21 protein-coding genes, 2 pseudogenes and 1 riboswitch are annotated in these 24,844 nt (G+C 63.2%); of the genes and pseudogenes, 2 read left to right on the top strand and 21 right to left on the bottom strand.

Annotation, left to right across the window (positions count from 1 at the left end; all coding sequences use genetic code 11):
* Together METH_RS15630 and gstA are read right to left on the bottom strand one after the other, a co-directional pair.
* A complete protein-coding gene (locus METH_RS15630; protein WP_024091453.1) occupies window positions 1-381 on the bottom strand; it encodes a nuclear transport factor 2 family protein in 381 nt (126 codons plus the stop codon).
* A complete protein-coding gene (gstA, locus tag METH_RS15625) occupies window positions 378-989 on the bottom strand; it encodes a glutathione transferase GstA (RefSeq protein ID WP_024091452.1) in 612 nt (203 codons plus the stop codon). Before gstA ends, METH_RS15630 begins: the two co-directional genes overlap by 4 nt.
* Before the next feature lie 107 nt (window positions 990-1,096).
* Between gstA and METH_RS15620 the strand changes: the two genes are divergently transcribed.
* On the top strand, window positions 1,097-1,972 hold the full coding sequence (locus METH_RS15620; RefSeq protein WP_024091451.1) for a LysR family transcriptional regulator: 876 nt from the start codon (window positions 1,097-1,099) through the stop codon (window positions 1,970-1,972).
* 429 nt (window positions 1,973-2,401) lie between these two features.
* Here the strand turns inward: METH_RS15620 and METH_RS25390 are convergent, their stop codons facing one another.
* From METH_RS25390 to METH_RS15560, 11 genes and pseudogenes are all read right to left on the bottom strand, one after another.
* Window positions 2,402-3,178, bottom strand: a complete 777-nt coding sequence (locus tag METH_RS25390; protein WP_044008457.1) for a TonB family protein — start codon at window positions 3,176-3,178, stop codon at window positions 2,402-2,404.
* The gene (locus METH_RS15610; protein ID WP_024091449.1) at window positions 3,175-3,558 is read right to left on the bottom strand and encodes an ExbD/TolR family protein; all 384 of its coding nucleotides are present in this window, start codon (window positions 3,556-3,558) and stop codon (window positions 3,175-3,177) included. Before METH_RS15610 ends, METH_RS25390 begins: the two co-directional genes overlap by 4 nt.
* 5 nt (window positions 3,559-3,563) lie before the next feature.
* Window positions 3,564-3,944 carry an ExbD/TolR family protein gene (locus tag METH_RS15605; RefSeq protein WP_024091448.1) on the bottom strand — a complete coding sequence of 127 codons (381 nt, stop codon included), beginning with the start codon at window positions 3,942-3,944 and terminating at the stop codon, window positions 3,564-3,566.
* Entirely contained in the window at window positions 3,941-4,582 is a 642-nt protein-coding gene (locus METH_RS15600) for a MotA/TolQ/ExbB proton channel family protein (protein ID WP_024091447.1), read from the bottom strand. Before METH_RS15600 ends, METH_RS15605 begins: the two co-directional genes overlap by 4 nt.
* 11 nt (window positions 4,583-4,593) lie before the next feature.
* Window positions 4,594-5,595: a DUF6925 family protein gene (locus tag METH_RS15595; protein ID WP_024091446.1), complete on the bottom strand. Its 1,002-nt coding sequence runs from the start codon at window positions 5,593-5,595 to the stop codon at window positions 4,594-4,596.
* Complete coding sequence (locus METH_RS15590; RefSeq protein WP_044008456.1) at window positions 5,588-6,244, bottom strand: adenosylcobinamide amidohydrolase; 657 nt, start codon at window positions 6,242-6,244, stop codon at window positions 5,588-5,590. Before METH_RS15590 ends, METH_RS15595 begins: the two co-directional genes overlap by 8 nt.
* Window positions 6,244-6,999, bottom strand: a complete 756-nt coding sequence (locus tag METH_RS15585) for an ABC transporter ATP-binding protein (RefSeq protein ID WP_024091444.1) — start codon at window positions 6,997-6,999, stop codon at window positions 6,244-6,246. The genes METH_RS15590 and METH_RS15585 overlap by 1 nt, the downstream gene beginning before the upstream one ends.
* A complete protein-coding gene (locus tag METH_RS15580) occupies window positions 6,996-7,979 on the bottom strand; it encodes a FecCD family ABC transporter permease (RefSeq protein WP_024091443.1) in 984 nt (327 codons plus the stop codon). Before METH_RS15580 ends, METH_RS15585 begins: the two co-directional genes overlap by 4 nt.
* Complete coding sequence (locus METH_RS15575; RefSeq protein WP_024091442.1) at window positions 7,976-8,812, bottom strand: ABC transporter substrate-binding protein; 837 nt, start codon at window positions 8,810-8,812, stop codon at window positions 7,976-7,978. Before METH_RS15575 ends, METH_RS15580 begins: the two co-directional genes overlap by 4 nt.
* Window positions 8,813-8,815: 3 nt before the next feature.
* Window positions 8,816-10,702: a TonB-dependent receptor plug domain-containing protein gene (locus METH_RS15570; RefSeq protein WP_024091441.1), complete on the bottom strand. Its 1,887-nt coding sequence runs from the start codon at window positions 10,700-10,702 to the stop codon at window positions 8,816-8,818.
* Window positions 10,703-10,859: 157 nt separating this feature from the next.
* Window positions 10,860-11,068, bottom strand: a riboswitch (cobalamin riboswitch).
* 1,040 nt (window positions 11,069-12,108) lie between these two features.
* A pseudogene (locus METH_RS15560) lies at window positions 12,109-12,849 on the bottom strand (IS3 family transposase); the annotation flags it as partial.
* Between the two features lie 416 nt (window positions 12,850-13,265).
* On the opposite strand from METH_RS15560, the pseudogene METH_RS15555 reads away from it, so the two are divergent.
* Window positions 13,266-14,300: pseudogene (locus tag METH_RS15555) on the top strand (IS110 family RNA-guided transposase).
* Window positions 14,301-14,825: 525 nt separating this feature from the next.
* Here METH_RS15555 and pgi read toward each other — a convergent pair.
* The 8 genes from pgi to METH_RS15515 form a co-directional block, all read right to left on the bottom strand.
* On the bottom strand, window positions 14,826-16,433 hold the full coding sequence (gene pgi, locus METH_RS15550; RefSeq protein ID WP_024091438.1) for a glucose-6-phosphate isomerase: 1,608 nt from the start codon (window positions 16,431-16,433) through the stop codon (window positions 14,826-14,828).
* On the bottom strand, window positions 16,430-17,083 hold the full coding sequence (eda, locus tag METH_RS15545) for a bifunctional 4-hydroxy-2-oxoglutarate aldolase/2-dehydro-3-deoxy-phosphogluconate aldolase (RefSeq protein WP_024091437.1): 654 nt from the start codon (window positions 17,081-17,083) through the stop codon (window positions 16,430-16,432). The genes pgi and eda overlap by 4 nt, the downstream gene beginning before the upstream one ends.
* Window positions 17,084-17,086: 3 nt before the next feature.
* Complete coding sequence (gene edd, locus METH_RS15540; protein ID WP_024091436.1) at window positions 17,087-18,898, bottom strand: phosphogluconate dehydratase; 1,812 nt, start codon at window positions 18,896-18,898, stop codon at window positions 17,087-17,089.
* 92 nt (window positions 18,899-18,990) lie between these two features.
* The gene (gene zwf, locus METH_RS15535) at window positions 18,991-20,442 is read right to left on the bottom strand and encodes a glucose-6-phosphate dehydrogenase (protein ID WP_024091435.1); all 1,452 of its coding nucleotides are present in this window, start codon (window positions 20,440-20,442) and stop codon (window positions 18,991-18,993) included.
* A gap of 170 nt (window positions 20,443-20,612) precedes the next feature.
* On the bottom strand, window positions 20,613-21,539 hold the full coding sequence (locus METH_RS15530; protein WP_024091434.1) for a carbohydrate kinase family protein: 927 nt from the start codon (window positions 21,537-21,539) through the stop codon (window positions 20,613-20,615).
* Window positions 21,536-23,071, bottom strand: a complete 1,536-nt coding sequence (locus METH_RS15525; protein ID WP_024091433.1) for a mannitol dehydrogenase family protein — start codon at window positions 23,069-23,071, stop codon at window positions 21,536-21,538. Before METH_RS15525 ends, METH_RS15530 begins: the two co-directional genes overlap by 4 nt.
* Window positions 23,059-23,832, bottom strand: coding sequence for an L-iditol 2-dehydrogenase (locus METH_RS15520; protein ID WP_024091432.1), 774 nt, complete (start codon window positions 23,830-23,832; stop codon window positions 23,059-23,061). The genes METH_RS15525 and METH_RS15520 overlap by 13 nt, the downstream gene beginning before the upstream one ends.
* Window positions 23,829-24,833 carry an ABC transporter ATP-binding protein gene (locus METH_RS15515; protein WP_024091431.1) on the bottom strand — a complete coding sequence of 335 codons (1,005 nt, stop codon included), beginning with the start codon at window positions 24,831-24,833 and terminating at the stop codon, window positions 23,829-23,831. Before METH_RS15515 ends, METH_RS15520 begins: the two co-directional genes overlap by 4 nt.
* Between the last annotated feature and the right edge of the window lie 11 nt (window positions 24,834-24,844).

The raw sequence follows: 24,844 nt of genomic DNA, 5'->3' as shown, positions 1-24,844 counted from the left end.
TCAGTCCTTTCGCGGAACATAGGAAAACACTTTTGCAATGATGCGCCATTCGGCGCCGTAGCGGACAAGGGTGAGCAAATCGTGGAAATCGCGCCCCATCATAGTCATCCGGGCGCTGACACGGGCCAGCCGGTCGCTGGCAAAAGCAATCTCCAGGATCTCCTCCTCGCGCGGGTCACCACGTTTGACCGGCGGCTCACGACCGTCCACGCGGCTCATGTAGGTTTCAAGATCCAGATATAGTTCATCGCCTTCGGTGGCGCAGACATAGGCCAGCTGCGGATGAAAAACCTTACGCAGCTGGGCGCTGTCGGCCTGATGGAGGCCCTCAAAATAGGTCTCCATCAGGTCGCTGACCATTTTGTGGTCAGCGGGCGTCATTGGATCAGCCCTTCGGCGCGCATTGCCGCCTGAGCCGACGGACGGGTGGCAATGCGGCTCACAAAGGCGGCCAGCCGGGGCCAGCGGGCCAGATCGATGCCGGTGAAATTGGCCCAGTTCGAGACAACGAACAGATAGGCATCGGCGACTGAGAACTGGCCGGCAACCAGCCACTCGCGGCCATCCTCCAGCTGGGCCTCTATGAAATCGAACTTGCCCGCAACAGCGGTGCGCGCGTCGTCTTTGCCTGCTTCGGATGTAGCCTCGCGGAACAGCGGGCCAAAGGCCTTGTGCAGTTCGGTCCCGATCCAGTTGAGCTGTTCCTGCATCTGGGCGCGGGCCAAGGTACCGGCGGCCGGCGCCAGGCCTGCCTCCGGGTGGCTGTCTGCGATATACTGCAAAATAGCCGCCCCTTCGGTGAGAACGCTGCCATCGTCCAGGCCCAGGGCCGGAACATAGCCTTTGGGGTTGATTGCGCGGTAGTCCGCGCCGCTATCGGTCCGGCCTGCTGCGGTGTCCACGGCTTCGATTTCAAACGGGCGGCCGGTTTCATGCAGGGCGATATGGCTAGCTAGCGGACAGGCACCGGGTTTGTAGTAGAGTTTCATGATAGTCTCCTGTGCTTGGTGATGCCCCTGACTACCCTCTGGTATGATTGATTGATAATATAGTGTTGTAACATTAATGATGAACAAATCAGATCATGTTGGGTCCCATGAAACACGACCAGCTCCTTGCCCTGGAGGCGATTGTCTCTACCGGCACCTTCCGCGGTGCAGCGGAGCGTCTGCACAAATCGCAGTCCGCCATCAGCCACACAATCCGCCAGCTGGAAGAGGAGCTCGAGCTGGATCTGTTCAGCCGCGAGGCTTACCGCCCATCACTCACCCCGGCCGGTGAAATCTTCTATCGCGAGGCGTCGCGGGTGCTGCGGCAAATGCAGGGCCTGCGGACCACCGCCGCCCGGCTGCGCGCCCGCGAAGAGCCGGAACTGACAATTGCCGTCAGTGCCACAATGGATCTGGACCCATTGCTGCCGACGCTTGCAGACACCGGCCGACGCCACCCTGCCACCCACCTGCGGCTGCGGATGGAGATGATGGGCGGCCCGATTGCCCGGCTGATGGAGGGTAAGGCGGACATCGTGCTCGCTTCCCTCGACGGGGTGCCCCTGGACGATGTGGAGGCAGAGCCGGTTGCTGAGGTAACGATCCGGCCCGTGGCCAGCCCTGACTTGAACCTGCCCGCCGGTTCCCGCGCATTGTCGGCATCCGAAATGCACAGCCACGTGCAGGTGGTCGCGGCCGGCACTGGCGGCGCCGCGCATGAACAGAGCCGCGATTTGCTTCCAGGAGGGCTGAAATGGACAGTTTCCGATCTCGCCGCCAAGAAAAAGGTGATCCTCGCCGGTCTCGGCTGGGGCGGTCTGCCTGATCACATGACGGAGGAGGAGCGGCAGTCCGGGGCCTTGCTTTCCCTGAACCTGGAAGGGTTCCCGCTGCGCCGGTCGATGCTTTTCAAGATAAGACGCAGGGACCAGGCAATTGGCGTCGTTGCTGATGAGCTTTGGAACAAAATCGGGATTGTCTAGTCAGCCTAGAGCAGGAATTGTCCAGGACTGCTCATCCTTTGCAGCTAAAGTGGCCCCCATTACGTTAAGGCAAAAGATGTTTCAGCGAAGGCCAGGTATTTTGGTGCAGCTGTTAACGCAAGGCCGGTTTGGATTGGGAGGGGACGAACGCACCCGAAGCATCGCCACTATGCAGCAATGACAGATATGGGCTCTGACCGGGTGACCTGCTCCCTGAAAAGTCCGGTGTTTTGAGTTAGCCTGTTCTCTGACAAGGAGACAGACGATGAAGAGAAGCCGTATCAGCGAAGAACAAATCATTGGAATATTGAAGGGACATCAGGCAGAGCTTGGTGCGAAGGAGTTGCCCCCGGCTGACCCATGAATCGTGATCAGCCGCGACACCCGCTCCCGGTAGGGGAACGGCCATTTTTGCAAGTGCAATGTGTTTCATTTTGAAAAACGGGGTGAGAAGTCAAATAGATAATCCCCGGGAGCGAGTGCCTTAGGAGCTCGTGGATAGCTAGCCTTCTGCGCGGCTTGCAGCGCGGCTTGGTCCAGACGCGAACTGCCGGAGCTTCTTACAACAGATACTGCAATCAACTGGCCTTGGGCCGAAACCTTCAAGCGCACTCTTGCGATTCCCTGCTCCCCTCCGCGGGGCCACCGCATCTGGCGTTCGACCCGGGATAGAATTGCCGCCCCCCATCGGCGTTTCAGTTGGGCTTCACGTAAAGAGTTTCCGGTGCTCGCTTCATCAGCACCATTGTCACCACGGGCCCTCCGCTGCCCGCTGCCAGCCGCCTTTTCATTCTTCGCCGCTGACGCAGGAGACAGCTTTGCTTGCGCGGGAGCCGCAGATGCTGGCGGCGGAGGAGGAGGCGTTGTTGGGGAAGGTTGTGCAGGCAAAGGATCTGATTGTGCCGCGGGCGCAAGCGCGGAAGCGGCTGGAATAGACGGAGTGGTCAGCGCTGCAGTTATTGCATGGAGCGGCGCAGCTGAAGATGCGGGCGGTTCTGCAAGGGAGGCCGGAGGGTGGACCACTTGCGGCCGGTTCCACCTTGCGACCTGCTGTATCAGCTCAGATGAGGCAGCAGTGAGCGTGACTTGCCCAGTCCCGCCATCGCCTCCCGCCTGTGTCCCCCCCTCCTGCAAGGCCAGAAAGGGCGCCGCATGCAGGATCGCAGCTGCGGCAACACAGGCCGGGAAGAGGATGCGGTGGTTCATGAGCCAATCCCGGCCAGTGTGACCGATGTGATCCCCGTGTCTCTGAGCCGGGAGATCAGAGACGCAACTTCACGTGCTGGCACTGCGGCATCAGCCCGCAAGCTGAGGCGCCGGCGGCCGCCGGCCTGCGCGATGACCGCAGCCAATGCATCCCCTCCCTTTGCTCCGCTGAAATGCAACTGACCGTCCGCTGCCATAAACAGAATAGCTCCTGAGGCAGCGGCCTCGCCGGTCTCCAGTTTGGGCGGAACCACCGTAAAGGGCGCCCGCGGGGCGATCTGCGAGGACAGCAGGAAGAAGATCAGCAGCAGGAAGACTACGTTGATCATCGGCAGGATTGGCTCAGCTGTCCGGCGCCTTTGGGGTGTGGAGAAATCCATGCCGCTCACTCCATGACAACCAGGCCGGTGAAACCCGCCTCTGTCAGCAGGGCCGCGGCATCCATTAGCTGCTGTAATGAGGCGCTGGCGTTCGGCTGCAGGATGATGGCGTCAGACTTCTTGCGAGTCAGCGGAGCCAACCGCTCTGCCAAGGCCTCAGCCTCCACGGGCACACCGTTCAGCCGCAGCCCTTCGGCGGTCACCAGAACCAGCCGCGGCGGCCCCTGATAGGCATCGCCCGCACCGCCCATGGCCAGCGGCACCATCCGGTCGCGGCCGAATTGCGAAGCGAGCATGAAGAACACCAAAAGCAGGAATACCACGTCGATCATCGGCGCGAGGCCGAGGCGCTTTTTCGTGCGCGGTGGTCCAAAGGCCAGCGTCATTCTGCGGCGTGCCGCAATGCAGGGCGGGCGGCTGCCGTGGTATACACGCGGGTGGCAGCGTCCTCCATTGCTGCCTGTTCACGCTCGGCCAGCCCTTCTATCCAGGAGGCCAGCGCCGTAGCCGGGATTGCCACGGCCATGCCGGCCGCCGTGGTCAGCAGCGCCTCCCAGATGCCGCCTGCCAGCACCGAAGGATCCGCGCCGCTGCCGCTTTCCTGCAAGGCCTGGAAGGCGCCGATCATGCCGAGCACGGTGCCAAGCAGCCCGACCAGCGGCGCGATGGCAGCGATCAGCTCCAACGGGCGCAGACCACGGCGCAGGGCCGCCAGCTCGGCCTTGGCAATACGGGTGGTTTCCCTTTCTGCGGTCTCTGGTGCGAAGTCAGGCGTCAGCAGCGCACGCATCGCTGAAAGCGTCACCCTATCCAGCGGAGTTTGGCCATGACCGGCAGGAGGTGCCTCTCCCTTGCTCCATTGATCAAGCCAGACCTTAGTCTGAGGTTTGCGCCAAGCACCTGTATGTGCAAGCTCGATTACCCGCCAGAGGAACAGCGCCATGGTCAGCACTGAAAGCGCAGCAATCACCCACAGGGCCGGGCCGCCGCGGGTCATGAAATCGAAGAAGGGGGCAAGGGACATCGCGGCCTCCGTCAGTGGCCCGGGTTTTCCGGGTCGGTTTGCTCAGCGCCGCGGTCAAAGCGCTCGGCGTAGGATTCGCTCAGATGGCTGGGCCCATGCAGCACCCGCCACTGCCGGATGCCATTGCGCCAGCCGGCCCGGCCTTCGCGGCTCTCCGGCTCTTCTGCCTCATCGGCGGGCGTTGCCGTCTTCAGCAGTTCCCATACCGCCTGCTTGCCTTGGCAGTATGCCTTGGCACCCCAGGCCGCGAGCAGTTCCTGGAAGGCGTCAAAGGCAGAACGGTTGAACAGCTTGTCCTCGCCCAGCCGACCGATCACCGGATTTTCGGGATGCAGGCCGCAGCAGGGCACCCAGCCCTCGGGGATCGGGGTGTTGGCGGAATGAGTGCGTTCGGCGCGCAGCAGTTTCGGCAGCACATGGGTGTGCGGGCCCTCCGGGGATTTGCCGCCGGTGTCGGGACCGCCGATCATCTGATAGACCTCGACCCGGCCGAGGCGGGTCAGCAGCACCCGGTGGGGATGGTGCTTCAGAATCGCGCCCATCGCCGGATTGCCCTGCTCGAACAGCGAACGGCCGGCGTTTTCATCCAGCACCTGCAGCAATTCCGGGTCGGCGGTGCGGATGCAGAAGTCGGCCTGAAACTGGCCCAGCCCCATGTCGAACAGCTGGGCGCCGCGGTCCTCGTCCCGCAGTGCGTCCTGATCCGGGCCAAGCGCGGTCAGCACATCGCGCCGGTTCATCGCAGCGGCATCACGCGGCAGGCACAGCGATACCGCCTGGGTCCAGCGGTGCGGTTTGGGGCTTAGGGTCTCATAGGCGACCGGGCGCACGCCCTCCAGCGTATCAACGCGCAGGCCGCCGCGGCTGGTCACCTGCATCAGGCCGGGCTGTTCCTGCGGCGCCGGGTCGCCAGCCACATGGTGGAACTCGGCAATCGCGCCAAAAGAACCCATGTTCCAGCCGCAGCCCTCCTGCATCAGCGCCTCTTTCAGCACCTGTTCAAGCTCAAGCATATGCTGCTCTCCTGTTGGTTAATTTCCATTCCAAGGCGCCGATGTAGACGGCCTGGTAAACGGCTTTGCCGATGGCTTCGCCAATTGCGGTGTGCAAGCCGGCATAAGAATTGGCGCCTGCGGGAGCAGCCACCGCGACGCAATCGGTGCCGGTGCCCGTCGCGGTTCCGCTGGGCAGGGCGATGCCCGCGTCCATCACCGCGGCGGTGCGGGCCTGGACAGCGATGCTCATCGTTTCGATCAGCCCGGCATGTGTCAGCTCTTCGGACAGGTGCAGAGCGACATTGATGGTGCCCCAGTTGCGGCGGGTATAATCCATCCTGCTGCCCACGCGCTCGGCGTTCGACAGGCCGACAGTGGCCACCGCATGAGCGTTGATGCCCTCCACCGTGGCCTCGGCTTCGCAATAGCGGCGCACATCGCGCGAAGTGAGGAAGGCCACGGTATCCTCGCCGCCGCGCTGCACCAGTTCATCCGCAAACCATTCGGTCACATCCAAATCCGGTGGCAGGTCGCTGTTCCGGACCTCGCGCCACAGGATGCGGCGGGCGGTGACGAGGCCGGGGCGGTTCACAGCCCAGCTCAGCACCTGCATTTCTGCGCCGAGGTCAAATTCGATCCAGGGCCGCTCTAGGTTAATACTGCCCATCACAGCACCTCCAGCGGCTGGAACACCGGCCCTTGCGCCGTGGTCTCATGCCAGACCGAGATGCCAAAGGCGCGGGCCATCAGGGCCGGTGTCAGCACTTCGGCGGGCGCGCCATCGGCCAGAATGCCGCCTTCGGCCAGCAGGATCAGCCGCGTGCAATGGCGGGCAGCCAGCCCCAGGTCATGCAGCGAGACCAGCGCGGCGCGGCCTTCGGCGGCCAAGCTGGCAAAGACCCCCATGGTGGATATCTGATGCGCCGGATCCAGCCCCGCAGCCGGTTCATCCGCCAACAAAAGCGGCGTGTCCTGCGCCAGCGCGCGGGCAATCAGCGCCCGGGCCTGCTCGCCGCCGGACAGGCGCGAGGCAGCGCGCTGGCGGAACGGCTCCAGCCCCATGCGGGCGATGGCCTGATCGACCAGCGCCTGATCCGCCGGCGGCAGCCGCAACCCCTGCGGCAGATGCGGCAGGCGGCCAAGCGCCACCAGCCGCTCCACCGGGATCGGCCAGGCAATCTCGCGCGATTGCGGCATCCAGGCGGCGGCACGGGCCCGGTCTTCGGCAGTCATCTCTGCCAGCGAGCTGCGCCCTTGCGCCGGGATCAGCCCCAGCGCGGCGCGCATCAGGCTGCTTTTGCCGGCACCGTTCGGCCCCAGCAGGCCGACAAACTCGCCTTCCCGGATCGCAAACGACACCTCGCGAAGCACCGTACGGCTGCGCAAGGTGACCGATAGGTTTTCGACCGAAAGCACGCTCATGCCAGCCCCTTCCGTGTCTTGTAGATCAGATGCAGGAACAGCGGTGCGCCAACCAGGGCGGTGACCACCCCCAGCTTGAGGTCGCGCGACGGCAGGATGATCCGCACCGCGATGTCGGCCAGTTGCAGCATGATGGCGCCGCCAAGCGCCGAGGCCCACAACAGCCGTGAAGGCTGGCCGCCAACCAAGGGGCGCAGGATATGCGGCACCACCAGGCCGATGAAGCCGATGGCCCCGGCCACCGCGGTGGCGCCGCCAACCACACTGGCGGTGCCGACCACCAGCAGCAGCCGCAGCCGGTTCAGGTTCAGCCCCATGGTCTGCGCCGCATCCTCGCCCAGGGTCAGCGCATCCAAGCCCCGCGCCAGGGTCAGCAGGATTGCTGCCCCCGTCAGCGCAAAGGGCAGCACCAGCCAGACATGCAGCATCGACCGGTCCGCCAGCGATCCCATCATCCAGAACACGATCTCATTGGCGGCAAAGGGGTTGGGCGACAGGTTCAGCACCAGCGAGGTGAGCGCCGCCGCCATCGCTGAGATCGCGATCCCTGCCAGGATCAGCGTCAGTGAGCCGCCCTGCGGCCCGGCCAGCGCCATCACCAGAAAGACACCTGCCAGAGCACCGGCAAGAGCGGCCAGCGGCAGGCCCAGGGTGAGGCTGGCAGCCAGCCCGGTGTTGATCGCCAGCACCGCCCCCAGAGCGGCCGAGGAGGATACGCCGATCAGTCCCGGCTCCGCCAGCGGGTTGCGCAGGTAGCCCTGCATCGCGGCACCCGCCAGCCCCAGCCCGCCGCCGATGATCCCCGCCAGCAGCGCCCTCGGCAGGCGGATTTCGCGCATCACCAGGGTGAGCGGCCCGTAGTCCTCGTCAAACAGCGCCGCCAGGCTTTCGCCGATGCCCAGATCCGCAGGCCCCACGGTCAGCGACACCAGAAACAGCGCCAGAACCGCCGTGGCAAGCACCAGCATCAGACGGGTCATTGGCTGCCCTCCTTTTCCAGAAACTTGCGGCGTTCCTCCGCCAGCGCCGCCACCGCGCGCAGCACATGCGGGGTGCCGCAGACCCAGTCAGCATCGCGGATCTGCCCCGCACCGCTGCGGCCGGCCAGGCGGCGCACCGCCGGATGCTGCAGAACCTCCTCGCTGCGCGAACTGCGGTGGTAGGGGGCGGTTCCGATCAGCAAATCGGGCGCCGACATGGTGAGCAGTTCCAGCGGCAGATGACCGGATTGCTCGTACCCAAATTCATCCGCGATATTGCGCAGCCCCGCCGCGCGCAGGATCTGTCCGGCCAGGGTCATGCTGCCGGAGGTGAACCCGTTGGCGGCATAAAGCGCGGCGCGCGGCGCCTCCGGCCCGGCGTCCTGCAAGGCGGCGAGCCGCTGGTCATAGTCTGCCAGCAAAGCCCGGGCCGCCTCTTCGCGGCCCAGAACCTCACCCATCTGCAGGATACGCGCACGCACATCTTTCAGCGATTGCGCGGGCTGAAATGCCACTACCGATACGCCAAGCCGGCGCAACATATCCGTGGTGGCGGGGGTGGAATAGGCGCCGGCAATCACCAGATCCGGCTGCAGCAGATAGATCTCCTCTGCCAGCCCGTGGTTGACGGGATAGGCCAGGGCAGCCTCTGCCATGGCCGAGGCGCGGGTATCCCGCGCGATGTAGGAGACCGAGGTCAGCTGGCCTGGTGCGGCCAGCATCATCGCTAGCTGGTCGGCGCAGAGGTTCATCGTGACCACGCGCGACGGCCCGGCAAAGGCGCCGGTGGCGGCCCACAAAAGGGCCAGGGCTATGCCGGGCAGCCTGCGCATGGGTCAGAACGAGGCCCGCACGCCGATATAGGCGGCACGGCCGCGCTTGGCGTAGCCCCAGACGTCAGCATAGTCCTCGTCGAACAGGTTGCTGACGCGCCCGGTCAGCACCACATTGTCTGTCAGCTGATACTGGGCCGAGACGTTGACAGTGGTGTAATCGTCGAGTTCGGCAACCGTGCTGGAGTTGAAAAACTGAGTGTCCCAGTTGCCCGCAACATGCCGGATGTCGGTGGTGATGGAACCGCGGCCGTTGACGGTATCCAGCGTAGCGCTGAGCAGCAACTCATGCTCCGGACGGCGGATTTCAACCGAGCCGTTGGGGTTGCTGGCGTCCAGATAGGTGTAGGAGAGGCGCAGGCCGAGGTTTTCGGTGGCCTCCAGGCTTGCTGCCAGCTCAACACCTTTGCGATCACTGTCACCGGCCTGGTTGCGGTAGGAGATCGTGGTCGCGTTCACCATGTAGCTCTCGATTTCACCCGTCAGCGTTTCGTCGAAATAGGTCACATCGACCAGTCCGCGCCCCTGCAGGAATGGCACCTCAACCCCAAAGTCGAAGCTGCGGTTTTCCTCCGGTTGCAGGCCCGGGTTGCCGAGATAGGTGGTGGAGCCAAAGGTACTGTTGGCAAACAGCTCAAAGTAAGAGGGATTCACGACGCCAGTTCCCGCCGAGCTGTGCAGACGCACGCCGCTGCCAGCAAATATGTAGGAAGCACTCGCCGTCCAGCTGGTTGCGTCTTCGAAAACGCTGTTGCTGTCGTGGCGCACCCCAAGCTGCAGATCCAGGCCATTGGCAAAGCTGCCGCGGTACTCCAGGGCAAATGAGTTGGTTTCGCGCGCAAAGGCCGGGTTGGTGCTGCTGGAATCCTCTTCCCATTCCAGAATTGCGTTCAGAAGGTGGTCTGCCTGATCTGCCGGCCGTCCGTCCAGGCCAAAGCTCAGCAGGTATTTTGCTGCTTCGGTCTTGGTTTCGGTCGGGGTGCCGCCATTGAAGGATCGGTCAAAGTCAGTGCGCTCCAGCGACAGCCGGTGTTTCAGGCGGCCGCCCAACGTGTCAAGCTCGGCATATACCTGGGCCAGCTGTTCATCGCGGTCGCTGAATTGCGTGGGATCATCCACGACATAGCTGGCCGAGTCCGTTGCGGTGAAAGAGGTGCTATCGCCGTCATATCGCTCGTCCGAGGTGCGGAAGTTGAAGCCAAGCTTCAGCCGGCCGTTGACCAGCTGGTCGCCCTTCAGCTGCAAGGTGTTGCGGCGGATGCCGTCCTTTTCGCCGCCGTCGCCAGAGATGTCGTAGCCGTCGTCGTTGTCATGCGCCAGGCTGAAGGAGACACCGCCGCGTTCGGTGCGCGACGAAACCCGCGCCGAGGCACGGTAGCCGTCCGAACCCGCCTCAGCGCTGCCGCCGTATTCTGTGCCGGTACCGCCGGTCCTGGTGATGATGTTGATCACGCCGGCCGAGGCGTTGGAGCCGTAGAACACCGATTGCGGGCCGCGCAGCACCTCAATGCGCTCGATATTGGCGGTGTCCAGCCCGGACAGGATGTATTCGCTGTCGCCGCCGGAGGCCTCGACGCCGTCAATCAGGATCAGCGTGTGGTTGGCTTCGGCGCCGCGGATGCGGACCTGGGTAAAGCTGTCGCCGGAGCCGCTCACCATCAGGCCGGGAACCGAGCGCAGCGCATCCTGAACGGTGGTGAGGCCGCGGTCTTCGATCTCCTCGCTGGTCAGGACCGAGGCAGAGCGGCCGTATTTCTGCGCTTCAACCGGGGTGAAGCCGCCGGAGACGATGATTTCCCCCAGATCGGTGATCTCTGCGTCCTGGGCAGTTGCGAGTGCGGGGGCGGCGGCGGTCAGGGCCGCGGCCAGGGACAGGCTTGCCTTGCTCATATTCCATTCCTCCCGGCCTGCGCAGCAAGCACAGGCCAAGTGACTGCCCAAGCGGGCAGTGTATTCGAGTTTGGGTCATTGGAAGGCCTTGCCTCCGCAGACGGTGAAAACTGCCACCACTACGGAAATCCGTTATCTACGGCGCGCCCCGCACCGGGATAGGGTGATCATCCTGGCAGGTCTCCTGACTCGCGGGTCGAAGCTTTGCCGCGCCTTCCCGCCCCTTGGGGCAGTGGCATTCCGCAGCATTGCTCTCCGCTCACAGTTGCGGGGGCAGTCACGGATTCAGCGCCTGTTGGCTACACCTCACCGTGTTCCCTTTTACCCGGGTGGTTTCCCAGCCGGACCAGAATGTCCCGACTTAGGCAAACCGGGTCTGTTCTGTCAAGCGGGAGAAAACTCTATCTCGGCTGTTATGGATCGGCTCCAGAGCGGACTGAGCATAAACAATTGCTTCAGGTTAAACGCTTGCGCTAGGAAAATCCCGATGAGAAAATGTGGATTGAACACCAATGGGGCGCCTAAATTCGGGAAACGGTATTTCGAAGTGAAGTTGATGCCGCCGTTCCATCTTTCGCTGAGTTCGAGAGGCTAGACCTTACCACACAGGCAAAGCCGTCTATGTTCTGTTCAGGAGTTAATTTAAGATGGGAAAGTCAGCTTTCGCGCAAGTTGTCAAAGCTGGTTCAGTTTGCGCTGTTTGTTTGCAACCGCGGCGAAAGCACGCTTTGTCCCGCACCCCGGCCACATGATGCCAGTTGCCTGCTGAACTGATGACAAGCGGCAGCTTTTTATCGCGGCGGAGCAGCGAAAATCGATGCCGGATCTGGCCACAGGAATGGAATGAAAATGGCGCTTTTGCGCACAGTGTACACAAGAAGATATCCAAGCAGCGCTTGCAACGGATGGCGGCTGGCAACGCAGCAACAAGTCATTGGGCTTGAATGAAACAGTGTCCAAATCCTGCTCCCGCAACAATCGTTTCCGACCAAGCTCCTGCAACCCGCGGGGGCTTTTTCGATTCAGGCTGACCCAAAGCCAACAATCCCGCTAATTCTCCAATGAGTTCAAGCTGATGTCCGCCAGGCGCATCAGCGTCGGGAATCATCCGGACCTCCGAAATCAGTGCCCGCAGCGACGCCGTGGACTCCCCGCTTCACTTCCGGTGCATTCAGAGACCGGGCGAGGTCTTCGACCATCTCGCGGTAGCGCTCCGAAAGGCTGGGATGCAGCCGCAGGCAGGGGGCTCCGGGCTATCTGCGATGATCGTCTGCAGCCGGGCCTTCGCTTCTTCCAGCTCTGACATCGTTGCCTTCATCAAGGCATGGTGCATGCCGTCTTCGATGGCCTTCAGAATGCCCGCGATCTTGTGTGGCGTGCCCCCATCGGGTGGTCCGGTTTGATTGTTAGTGCATCGTCGGTCTCTGGTCCACTGGGACGATGCCTTCCGGCGCAGGCGGGCGGTATCCCAATGCGCTGTGCGGCCTGACGGTGTTGCAGTGAACCCGCCATTGACCGATTAAGATTTGGGCTTCGCGCAGACTGAAGAAGATTTCCCCGTTCAAAAGCTCATCGCGGAACCGGGCATTGAAGCTTTCGCAATATCCGTTCTCCCAGGGTGGCCCCGGCTCGATCTACGCAGTCTTTGCGCCGGCAGCGGCGATCCAGCCCCGGACTTTCTGAGCAATGAATTCCGGGCCGTTATCCGATCTTATGTATTCCGGCGGGCGGCGCAGAATGAACAGATCAGTCAGCGGATCCAGCACATCGGTTGAGTTGAGTTTGCGATCGACGCGGATCATCAGCGCCTCCCTTGTGTATTCTCCGGTAATGTTCAGTGTCCGGCAGAGCCTGCCATCAGCGGTACGGTCCTGGACGAAGTCGTACGGCCAGACATGGTCGGGGCGTTCAGGCCGCAGACGCACCCAGGAGCCATCGTTCAGCCAGAGCCGCCCCTTTTTCTTCTGCTTTTGCGGGATCTTCAGCCCTTCGCGCCGCCAAATGCGGCCGGCCCGTTTGTGGTTCACATGCCAGCCCGCATTGTTCAGCAAGCCAGTCACCATCCGATACCCATAGCGGCCGTGTTTGCCCGCCAGTTCGATGATGTCATCGGTCAGTCGTTCCTCATCGGACCGGCCCTGCGGCATACTCCCTTTGGGACCAAGTGGCTGTCTATGAGGATTGCGGATGTTCGGCACAGGCGGCATTGGCTCGAAGTGTCTTCCACACGTCTCATTCTTCATTCATTCGGTTGGCTATGCATTTTCGCATCTGAGGCTGTGTAAATCGGACACTCGTGCATTGTGCAGCATCTGTAGCTATGGGCTCGAAGCTGCCAGTGGCATCGCGGCGACAGGTGCGCCGCCTTGAAGCGTGCCGGTTGGCCAGCCGATGGCGGCAGCCAGCCCGGAGCGGCCGTAGACAAGGGGTGCCGCGTCAAAAATGCTGCCGGTGCGAAATTCCATGGTCACTTTCCCGGAAGCATGCGTAATTGGGCAGACCCTGAACTGAGGTCGAGCTCCCGATAGGATCACAATAGATCTGTGAAGATGGGAGATTTCGAATGGAGTATTTCGCGGGCTTGGACGTTTCGCTGCGGTCCTGCGCGGTCTGTGTTGTCGATGGCAAAGGCACGGTTCTGCACGAGCAAGAACTGCCTTGTGAGATTGAGGAGATTGCCGGCTATCTGACTGCGCTTCGCTTTCCGATTGAGCGTGTTGGCTTTGAAGCCGGTACGATGTGTCAGCATCTGTACTACGGCTTGATAGCTGAAGGGTTTGAAGTTGTCTGTATGGAAGCGCGTCAGGTGAGCGCCGCACTATCGGCGATGCGCAACAAGACGGATCGGAACGATGCTCGGGGAATTGCTCAAGTCCTGCGCACGGGGTGGTTCAGCCCCGTTCATATGAAGAGCCGGGAGGCGCACGGCATTCGGGCGCTTCTGAGCACACGGAAAGCTCTGCTGAGCAAGACCATTGATCTGGCCAACGAAGTGCGCGGTCTTTTGAAGATCTTCGGTATCCGCCTGCCCAAAACAGTGCAGCATGGCAGCTTTGACGATATGGTCCGGCCAATGGTCGAGATGGACGAGGTGTTGGCCCATGCCTTGCTGCCGCTGCTTGATGCCCGGTTGGCGCTGCACCAACACTTCCTGGAACTGGACCGGCGGGTTAAACGCGCGGCCCGCCAGGATGAGGTCTGCCTGCGCCTGATGACGGCCCCCGGCGTGGGCCCGGTTACAGCATTGACCTTCAAGGCTGCGGTTGATGACCCCGCGCGTTTCAAACGATCTCGCACTGTGGCCTCTCACTTTGGTTTGACGCCCTGAAGATACCAGTCCGATGAACAAGATAATCCCGGTCGAATATCCAAGGCCGGGGATCGAGACGTGAGGGCGACACTTTACGCCGCCGCCAACGCCTTGCTGGTACGAACCAAGGCGGGCTCTCAGATCAAATCATGGGGGATGCGATTGATGCGCACCAAGGGGCGCCGCCGCGCTGTCGTGGCTGTCGCCCGCAAACTGGCCGTTCTGCTCCATCGCATGTGGGCAGATGGCGCCGAGTTCCGTTCAGGGACGGTGGAGGGCATGGCATGACCTAATAGCCCAATACCAAAACTGAACGGGATCGTCCTCACCGGACGAGGTTCGTGGAAGAAGCCGAAAGTGTCTGCTGCGCAACGAGAAGCGCGTCCGAAAGCGAGGCTCTCCACAACCAATCCGGCACATGCGTGCAGCGATGCCTCACCCGGCATCACCCAGACTGCGAAGAGAAGCGTGACCCGGATGAGCGACAAAGATCCCGTACAAGGAAGGAAAACGAGCTTGACCCGAACGCCCAATTAGAGAAGCAGACCCTCGGCAGGGCCAAGCTGCCTCATGTGATGCTGCGGGTTGCACCGGGGGCAGCGGAGCGCAGATAGCGGAATTTGCAAACTCAACCGTTTGACGCCACCAGCCGAGTTTTTCTGCTGCGGCGCAGCCCGCCGTTCCTGCCGTTCGCTGCGCCAAACATGAATGTCCAGATTGCGCAAAAAGCGCGCGACGCTCGTTTGTGAATTTCCGGCACCCTGGTCTTGGTATTGGCGGCATTTATCGGCAACTGGGCAGTCCGAGAGGCTTTCACGCAGACAGTTTCCGGATCAAGGAGATTGTTGACGGGTCTTTGCCCTCAGCTGAGGCCCCCTTGATCATTGGCACCAGGGCGCTGGCCAGTTCTTTGCCCAGTTCCACTCCCCATTGATCAAAAGAATTGATCCCCCAGATGGCGCCCTCCACAAACACCCGGTGTTCATACAGCGCGATGATCTGGCCCAGCGAGTACGGCGTCAGCAGCGGATAGGCCAGCGTCATCGAAGGGCGGTTGCCAGGAAAGGTCCGGTATGCCGCTTGGGCGCGCTGCTCTTCACCGGTATAGCCAAGCGCTGCAGAAATCTCCAGGGCCTGCTCCCGGGAGCGGCCAAGCATCAGGGCTTCGGATTGGGCCAGGCAATTCGCCTTCAGCAAATCATGGTGTTCCTGCAGACTGGGTTCATGGCTGCGCGAAGACACCAGAAATTCGGCGGGGATCATTTCGGTTCCCTGGTGCAGCAGCTGATAAAACGCATGCTGCCCGTTGGTTCCCGCTTCGCCCCAGACAACAGGGCCAGAGCCGCGTGCCAACAAGTCTCCGCCGTTTGAAACACGCTTGCCGTTGCTCTCCATGTCAAGCTGCTGAAGGTAGGCCGGTAATTTGGCCAGCCGCTGATCATAGGGCAGGATTGCACGGGTCGGATAGCGGCAGATGTTGCGGTGCCAGATCCCCACAAGCCCCATCAGTACCGGCATGTTTCCCTGCGCGGAGGCGGTGACAAAATGCGTGTCCATGGCCCGCGCACCAGCCAGTAAGTTGTGGAACTCCGCAGGGCCGATGGCCAGCATGATCGGAAGGCCCACAGGCCCCCAGAGCGAATACCGGCCGCCCACCCAATCGGCAAAACCGAAAACCCGCTCGGAGCTGATCCCCATGCCGGCGGTCTTGTCGAGCGCAGTGGATACAGCAGCCAAATGTGAATCCGCTTCGTCCCCCAGCGCATTCTTCAGCCAGCTGATAGCGGTTTCGGCGTTGGTCATCGTCTCAATCGTGGTGAAGGTCTTTGACGCGATGATGACCAGCGTCGAACGGGGATCGAGCTTGTGCAGGGTGTCGGAGATCTGGGCGCCGTCGACGTTGGAAACAAAGTGGCAGCGCGGTCCGTTGTGATAGGGGCTCAGCGCCCGGACGGCCATGACCGGCCCAAGGTCGGAGCCGCCGATGCCGATATTCACTACATCGGTGAATGCCGCGCCCCCTGCGGTTGCGATACGGCCCGAGCGGATGCCGCCGGCGAAATCCTCCATCGCCTGCAGGGTTTTCCTTATCCCCGGGCGCACGTCCTCACCATCAACCACCAGCGGCTCATCATCGCCAGCGCGCAGGGCTGTATGAAGCACAGCCCGGTCTTCGGACCGGTTGATCCGCTCGCCGCGGAACATGGCATCGCGTTGGCCGGCAACGTCCCGCACCTCGGCCAGTTCCAGCAGCAGATCAAGTGCCGCACCGTCGATGCTGGTCTTTGAGAAGTCCAGAAGCAGCCCGTCTGCTTCAACCGAAAACCTGTCAAAGCGCTGCGGGTCGTCGAACAGGGAAATGATCGGCCGCCCTTCTGCCGTGCTGTGGTTCTCCTGCAGCTTGGTCCAGATATCCTTCATGCGCTTTCCCCCAGTTGCGCGGCCTGTCTGGCCAGCAATTCAATCCCGCCCCAGTTCCCGGCCGCAATAAGATCCTTTGGCGCAACCCAGCTGCCGCCCGCACACAGCACGTTTCTGAGGGACAGATAGCTTCCAGCGTTTGCGGGGCTGATGCCGCCGGTGGGGCAAAAGGTGATCTGCGGCAGCGGTGCGCCGATGGCCTTCAAGGCCGGGGCGCCGCCTGACGCTTCCGCGGGAAAAAACTTGAGCATGGCGTAGCCGCGCGCAAGGAGCCGCATGGCTTCGGTCGCGGTCGCGGCGCCCGGCAGCAGCGGCAGCTGTTCCGCCTCGCAGGCGGCCAGGAGTTCATCGGTGGCACCGGGCGAGACCCCGAAGGCCGCCCCGGCAGCCTTGGCGGCGCGGACATCCTCAGGGGTGATCAGCGTGCCGGCGCCGACATGGCCGCCTGGAACCTCGGACATGGCGCGGATCGCTTCCAGCGCGGCAGGGGTGCGCAGGGTGACTTCCAGAGCGGGAAGCCCGCCCGCGACCAGCGCTTCGGCCAGCGGGCGGGCTGTGGAGTCATCTTCAATGACCAGCACCGGCACAATCGGCGCGAGGCCGCAGATTTCGCGGGTCAGCCGGCTGGCATCTTTGGGGGACAGGGTCATGGATCAGGCTCCGAAAATGGAGGCGCCGTCCGTTGCGGCGCTGACAGAGTTTCTGAAGGCTGCGAACAACTCGCGGCCGGTCCCGGACTGATTGGCGGTGAGGTCCGCAACCGCCGCCGGGCGTTGGCAGACACCTTCGGTCAGGATGTCGAGAGTTCCGGCTGCGGCATCCACACGCAGGAGGTCGCCGTCCTGCAGGCGGGCAATTGCGCCGCCGTCGACGGCTTCGGGGCTGACATGGATCGCGGCGGGCACCTTGCCGGAGGCGCCGGACATGCGGCCATCGGTGACCAGTGCAACCTTCAGGCCGCGGCCCTGCAGGATCGCCAGCAGCGGCGTCAGGCTGTGCAGCTCAGGCATGCCGTTGGCCTTTGGCCCCTGGAAGCGCACAACCACGATAACATCCCCGGTAAATTCACCGGCTTTGAAAGCGGCTTTGACTTCGTTCTGATCGGCGAAGACGCGCACTTGCGCCTCGACAACCCGATGGTCAGGCGCCACGGCAGAAACCTTCATGACCGCGGTGCCAAGATTGCCGGTCAGGCGCTTCAGGCCGCCGGTCGGCTGGAACGGGTCGTGCGGCGGGCGCAGGATGGCCTCGTTCAGACTGCGGCCCGCACCCTTGCGCAAGGCCAGAACGCCATCGTTCAGCACAGGCTCCTGGGTGTAATTCTCCAGCCCCTCGCCTGCCACGGTCATGGTGCCGGGGTGGAGCAGCCCGGCTTTTAGCAGCCCGCCAATCATGCAGCCAAGCCCGCCCGCGGCATGGAAATGGTTCACGTCCGCCAGGCCGTTTGGATAGACCCGCGCCATCAGCGGGGTAACTTCGGAGAGATCCGAGAAATCCTGCCAGTCGAGCACGATCCCGCCCGCCCGCGCCATGGCCACCAGGTGGATCAGCAGGTTGGTCGAGCCGCCGGTGGCATTCAGCCCGACAATGCCGTTCACAAAGGCTTTTTCATCAAGAATGTTGCAGACCGGGGTGTAGTGATTGCCAAGCGCGCTGAGCGAAAGGGCGCGTTTGGCGCCTTCCTGTGTCAGCGCATCGCGCAGCCCGGTGCCCGGCGGCACAAAGCTGGCGCCCGGCAGGTGCAGCCCCATAAACTCCATCAGCATCTGATTGGTGTTAGCGGTGCCATAGAAGGTGCAGGTGCCCGGGCCGTGATAGGCGGCCATTTCAGCAGCCAGCAGGGTGTCCCGGCCTACTTCGCCCGTGGCAAACTGCTGGCGGACCTTGGCTTTTTCGTCATTGGCCAAGCCGCTGGCCATGGGGCCTGCGGGCAAAAATACCGACGGCAGATGGCCAAAGGCCTGCGCCGCGATCACCAGCCCGGGCACGATCTTGTCGCAGACTCCCAGATAGACGGCGGCGTCGAATGTCGCGTGGCTGAGCGCAACCGACGCCGCCAGCGCGATCACATCGCGGGAAAACAGGCTCAGCTCCATGCCCGCCTCCCCCTGGGTGACGCCATCGCACATGGCAGGCACTCCGCCCGCCACCTGCGCGGTACCGCCCGCCACGCGGGCCGCCTGCTTGATCAGGGCCGGATAATGTTCAAAAGGCTGATGGGCCGACAGCATGTCGTTGTAGGCGGTGACGATGCCGAGGTTGCCTGCATTGCGCTCGACCAGATGCGTCTTGTCGCCACCGGAAGCGGCATAGGCATGGGCCTGGCCGCTGCAGGACAGATGCGCGCGGGCCGGGCCCTTTTCCGCGGCCCGGTGCATTCGTTCCAGATAGGCGGCACGGGTGGTTTCGCTGCGGGCAATGATCCGATCGGTCACGCGCAGAAGAGTGTTATTGAGCTGGCTCATTGGTGCGCTCCCTTGGGAAAACGGATTGGCGGGACGTTACATAAGAGGCGAGGCGTGGCCGGGGCCAGGGACGTGCAATCCTGATGCATTGCTCAGCCCCCGATCTCGCGCCACCGCCGGCCCTCGCGGTGCAGCAGCATCAGGGCGTCCTCCGGGCCGGACCCTCCCGGATCGTAGGGAGACGGGGCGGGCCCGACGTCCTCCCAGCCGGCAATGATGGGGTCAGCCCAGGCCCAGGCTGCCTCGACTTCATCGCCGCGCATGAACAAAGTCTGGTCGCCGCGGATCACGTCCATGATCAGGCGTTCATAGGCATCTTGCGGTTCAGCCCGTTCCCCCAGCGCCTCGGCAAAGGTCATGTCCAGCGACACCTCCGCCAGACGGAAGCCGCCCGGACCCGGCTCCTTGATCGTGTTGCGCAGGGTGATGCCTTCATCCGGCTGCAGGCGGATGATCATTGCGTTGCTGCGCCGCCCGGCCATGTCCGGAAAGATCATGTGCGGCGGGCCGCGGAACACCACCGCAATTTCCGAACAGCGCGCCCGCAGCTTCTTGCCCGTGCGCAGGTAGAACGGCGTGCCCGCCCACCGCCAGTTGCCGATATTCACCTTCATGGCAATGAAACTTTCGGTGCTGCTGTGCGGGTTGCCGGCATGGTCGCGGTAGCTGCCCGCGCTGCCTTGGGCGCGGTACTGGCCGCGCACGATGTCCGGTGGCGCCACCGGTTCCAGCGCCTCGATCACCTTGACCTTCTCATCGCGCACCGCGTCGGAGGTAAAGCGCGACGGCGGCTCCATCGCGGTCAGGCACAAGAGCTGCATCAGGTGGTTCTGCACCATGTCCCGCATCGCACCGGAGCGGTCGTAATACTCGCCCCGGCCCTCAACGCCGAGGCTTTCGGCTACGGTGATCTGCACGTGATCCACATGGGTGGAGTTCCACAAAGGCTCCCACAGAGCATTGGCAAAGCGCAGCGCCATCAGGTTCTGCACGGTTTCCTTGCCCAGGTAGTGGTCGATCCGGTAGATCTGATGCTCGTCGAAGTTCCGGCGCAGATCCCCATTCAAATCCCGCGCTGACGCCAGATCGTGACCGAAGGGCTTTTCCACCACAACCCGGCTGTTTGCCGATGCGATGCCCCGGCTTTTCAGATTCGACGCGATGGAGCCAAACAGCGCAGGCGAGACCGAGAGGTAGAACGCCTGCACCACATCCGGCCTGATCGCCTTGGCAAGGGTGTCCCACCCGTCCTCGCCTCCGGCATCGGCACGAACGTACTCCAGGCTGGCAAGGAACTTCTCCAGCAGTGCTGACTGTTTGGCGGCCTCCGGCGCAAATTCCAGCAGGCTGGCATGCACCGCCTCGGTGAACTCCGCCCGGTTCATCGCTGAGCGGGCAGTGCCGATGATGCGTGCCCCATCTGGCATCTGCCCCACCGCAAACCGGTGGAAAAGGCCAGGCAGGATTTTGCGGCGTGCCAGGTCGCCGGTAGCACCGAACAGGACAAGATCAAAAGGATCGACCGGAATGACTCGGGACACCATCAGCTTAGCCCGCCCGCTTGATGGGCGCGCCGGACCGCGGCCTGCGGCCAATGACGGCGAACTGGATGGTCATGGCGTTTTCTCCTCATGGCTGTGCTGCGGGTTCATAGTTGACCCTCGTAGTTAGCGCTAACATTTGTAGACGGAAAAGAGGACAGGAAAGTGCGCATTTACAGCTCTCCGGCCCAGGGCGGGTTGGCGCCGGCGCGGGACACGGTAATTGCCGCCACTTTCGCACCATGCTCCATTGCCTGCTGCAGAACCTCAGGCGGCAATGCGGCCAGCTCCGGTTTCGTCAGCCGGCCTAGCTCGGACAGTTTGGCAAGAACGCCCGCATTGAAAGTGTCGCCAGCCCCGACGGTATCGGAAATTTCCGCCCGAACCGCGGCCACACGCACTTCGCCGCCATTCGCAAGATACCCGGTTGCACCTTCGCCGCCGCGGGTCAGGATCAGCACGGACGGCCCCCGTTCCAGCAGGATGGACACTTTCTCGTTCAGCGACAGCGGGTCCGGCAGCAGCCAGTTCAGATCCTCATCGGAGACCTTCACGATATCCGCCTGCGCCACCATGCGGTCCAGCCGGGTGCGGTAGCGGGCGAAATCCTTGATGAACCTGGGACGGACGTTCGGATCGATCATCACAGCGCGATCCGCGGCTTCACGCTCCAGCAGCGCTGCATAGGCGCCGGCGCAAGGCTCAGAGGCCAGGCTGATACCGCCGAAAAACAGGGCTGAGATCTCCCGGGGGAGCTTGGGCATATCCCCCGGCGCCAGCATGCGCCCGGCTGAGTTCTCGTCGAAGAAGCAATAGGTGGCATGGCCATCCACCAGACGGACGAAGGCCAGCGTGGTGGGGCGGCCGGACTGGATCACCAGCGAAGTATCAACATGGCTGGCCTTCAGCGACTCGGCCAGCTGCCGCCCGAACATGTCGGTGGACAGGCCGGTCAGTATCCCGGCCCTCACCCCAAGCCGCCCCAGCGCAATAGCGGTATTGAACACGGCCCCGCCGGGGTGAGGCACAAACCCGTCCGGTCCGTCCGCAGTTGGCGCGGGGATCATGTCGATCAGGGCTTCTCCGCAACACAGTATCATCGTCCTGTTTCCCCCTTGGCCTGCCCTTGCCCCGTATAGACGCGCAAAGCGGCTTCGCTTCCCTCCGACCAGATCAGGCCGAGCCAGCGCGAAAATTCAACGGCAAACCACTGGTTGTCGGCGAGGCCGCTGTAAATAGAATGCTGTTCGAGCCAGGCCTGCGGCCGTTGCCTGGCCGCCAGGGCCGCCTGGGCCAGCGCCTCCCAATTCGGGTCGTTTGCCTCAATCACCGTGCCGTCCTCGCGCGTTCCGGCACACATGCGCGCCCACAGCGCCTCGACCAGGCTCAGGCCCGAGACCGGCCCCCCCGCCGCCAGCGCATCCCGCAGAATGGGATGCACAAAACCCGGGTGCCGGGAGGAGCCGTCAAAGGCAACCCGCCGGACCGTGTCGCGGATGGCGGGGTTGGAAAACCGCCGCTCGATCAGTTCGGCATAGTCTTGCGGGTTCATTTCGGGAACCGCTGCAACGTAGGGGGCGATCTCCTCTTGCTGGACCTTGCGGAACAGCGCGGCAATCAGCGGATGCGCCATGCAATCGGCGATGGTCTCCACCGACAGCATCTCCCCAGCATTGGCCAGAACCTGGTGGCCCGCATTCAGAATGCGAATTTTCATCACCTCGTAGTCATGCACCGAGGGTGTGAAAACCGCCCCGGCCTTGTCCCAATCGGGTCGGCCTGCGCAGAAGTCATCTTCAATCACCCATTGGCGGTAGTTTTCATGGGTGACGGGGGCGGCATCTTCGATGCCCAGTTCGCGGGCAAGGGCGATTTCGCCGGGGCCGGTTGCGGGCACGATGCAGTCGACCATGGAATTCGGAAAACTGCAGGTGTGGTCAATCCAATCCGCCAGCTCCGGGTCTGTAAGCCGTGCGAGCGAAACCACCGCCTGCCGGGTGGCGGTGCCATTGCCGCGCAGGTTGTCACAGCTCTGAACGGTAAAGGGACCGGCTCCCGCGCCGCGCCTCGCCTTCAGCGCCGCCGCAATGGCCCCGAACACCGTGCGGGGCCGGGCTGGGTTTTCCGCGTCACGCCGGATGTCAGGATGTGCCGTATCCAGCCCGCCGGTATTCGGGTCCATGAAATAGCCGCCCTCGGTCACGGTCAGCGACACGATACGGATCGCTGGATCGGACATTGTGCGGATCAGCGGGCCGTTTCCCTCTTCTATCGGCAGATAATCGATCATTGATCCGGCAATCTCGGCAGAGACGCTGCCGGGGGACAGCTCAATCAGCGTGGTCAGGCAGTCCTGCGCCAGCAGTTTCTCCCGCATCGCGGCATCATAGGGGCGCACCCCGGCCCCGATGATGGCCCAGTCCTGCGCCATGCCCTGCTGCAACAGCCGGTGCAGGTACCAGGCCTGATGAGCGCGGTGAAAGTTGCCAAGCCCGATATGGATGATCCCCGGCTTCAGGGCGCTGCGGTCGTATTGAGGGCCTGCCACATCTTCGGGCAGCTCCTTCAGCGCCCCCTGGTTCAGTTTCACCGGGGCGCGTTGTGCTGTTTCCCGTTCCATCAGCTCATCCATTGTCCGCCATCCACATTGTAGGTCTGGGCAACGACATATTCGGCCTCGTCCGAGGCCAGAAAAACAGCCATGCCGGTCAAGTCCTCCCCCCGTCCGATGCGCCCGTAAGGCACCGCCTGCGCCACCTCTTGCTTCTTCTGGCCGGGCGCCTTGCCCTCATGCTTGGCAAAGAGCGCATCGACGCCGTCCCAATGCTCACCCTCCACCACACCGGGGGAGATGGCATTCACGTTGATTCCGTGCCGGATCAGGTTGAGCCCGGCAGATTGGGTCAGGCTGATGACGGCCGCCTTGGTGGCGCAGTAGACGGCAACCAGCGGTTCCCCGCGCCGCCCGGCCTGGCTGGCCATGTTGATGATCTTGCCGCCTTCGCCGCGTTCGATCATGTGCCGGGCCACTGCCTGCAGGGTGAACAGCGTGCCCGCGACATTGACGGCAAAGGCGCAGTCATAGTCATTGCGGGTAATTTCACTCACCGGAGCGGCGGTGAAGATGGCCGCGTTGTTGATCAGGATGTCGATCCGGCCCAAGTCGGCAACCGTCCGGGCAGCGGCCTGTTCAATACTGGCCTGATCGGTGACATCCAGCCGGACGGCAGCCGACCCGCCGCCCAGTTTCTCAGCCGCCGCTTGCGCGCCTTCGAAATCAATATCGGCGATAGCCACGCGGGCGCCTTCGCGGACATAGGCCTCTGCGAAGGCACGGCCGATCCCCCGGGCGCCGCCGGTTATCAGCGCGGTTTTGCCTGCCAGCCGCTTCATGCGATCCGCAGCCCTTCTGCGTCAAACTTGTGGATCACATCGGCGCGCGGGGTCATGAAGATGCGGTCGCCGTGGCGGAAGCCGACTTCGCCGCCGGCGCGCACGGTGATGGTTTCCGCCAGGCCGCTGTCATGCACATGGAAGAACGTGTCAGAGCCCAAGTGTTCCGAAACGCTGACCACGCCGGACCAGGCGCCGGCCTCGCCGGACACCTCGATATGCTCGGGGCGGACGCCGATGGTGTGGGCGCCGTGTTTGGCGGCCTCCGCGCCTTCAATGAAGTTCATCTTGGGCGAGCCGATGAAGCCGGCCACGAACTTGTTGCGCGGCGTGTGGTACAATTCGAGCGGCGAGCCGACCTGTTCGATTACACCGGCCTGCAGCACCACGATCTTGTCGGCCATGGTCATGGCTTCGACCTGGTCGTGAGTCACGTAGATCATCGTGGTTTCCAGCCGTTCGTGCAGCTCGGAAATCTCCAGCCGCATCCCCACCCTCAGGGCCGCATCAAGGTTCGATAACGGCTCATCGAACAGGAACGCCGAAGGCTCGCGCACAATGGCGCGCCCGATTGCCACCCTTTGGCGCTGTCCGCCGGACAGCTGGCCGGGGCGGCGGTCCAGGTAATCGGTGAGGTTCAGCGCGTTGGCCGCGGCTTCGATGCGGCGGTTCTGCTCCTCTGCCGGGACCTTGGCCATCCGCATCGGAAAGGCGATGTTCTTGCGCACCGACATATGCGGATAGAGTGCGTAGGACTGGAACACCATCGCCAGCCCGCGTTTCGCGGGCGGCACGTATGTGGCGTCCTGTTTGTCGATGCGGATCTGGCCGGAGCTCACATCCTCCAGCCCGGCGATCAGCCGCAAGAGGGTGGATTTGCCGCAGCCCGACGGGCCGACAAAGACCGTGAATTCGCCATCATCGATGGTCAGGTCCAAGGGCGGGATGACTTGTACGTCGCCAAAGCTTTTGGAGACCTTGTCCAGAGTGATACGTCCCATGTTGATGTCTC

The sequence above is a fragment of the Leisingera methylohalidivorans DSM 14336 genome (assembly GCF_000511355.1).
Lineage (GTDB): Bacteria > Pseudomonadota > Alphaproteobacteria > Rhodobacterales > Rhodobacteraceae > Leisingera > Leisingera methylohalidivorans.
This window is presented reverse-complemented; position numbering and strand designations above follow the sequence as displayed.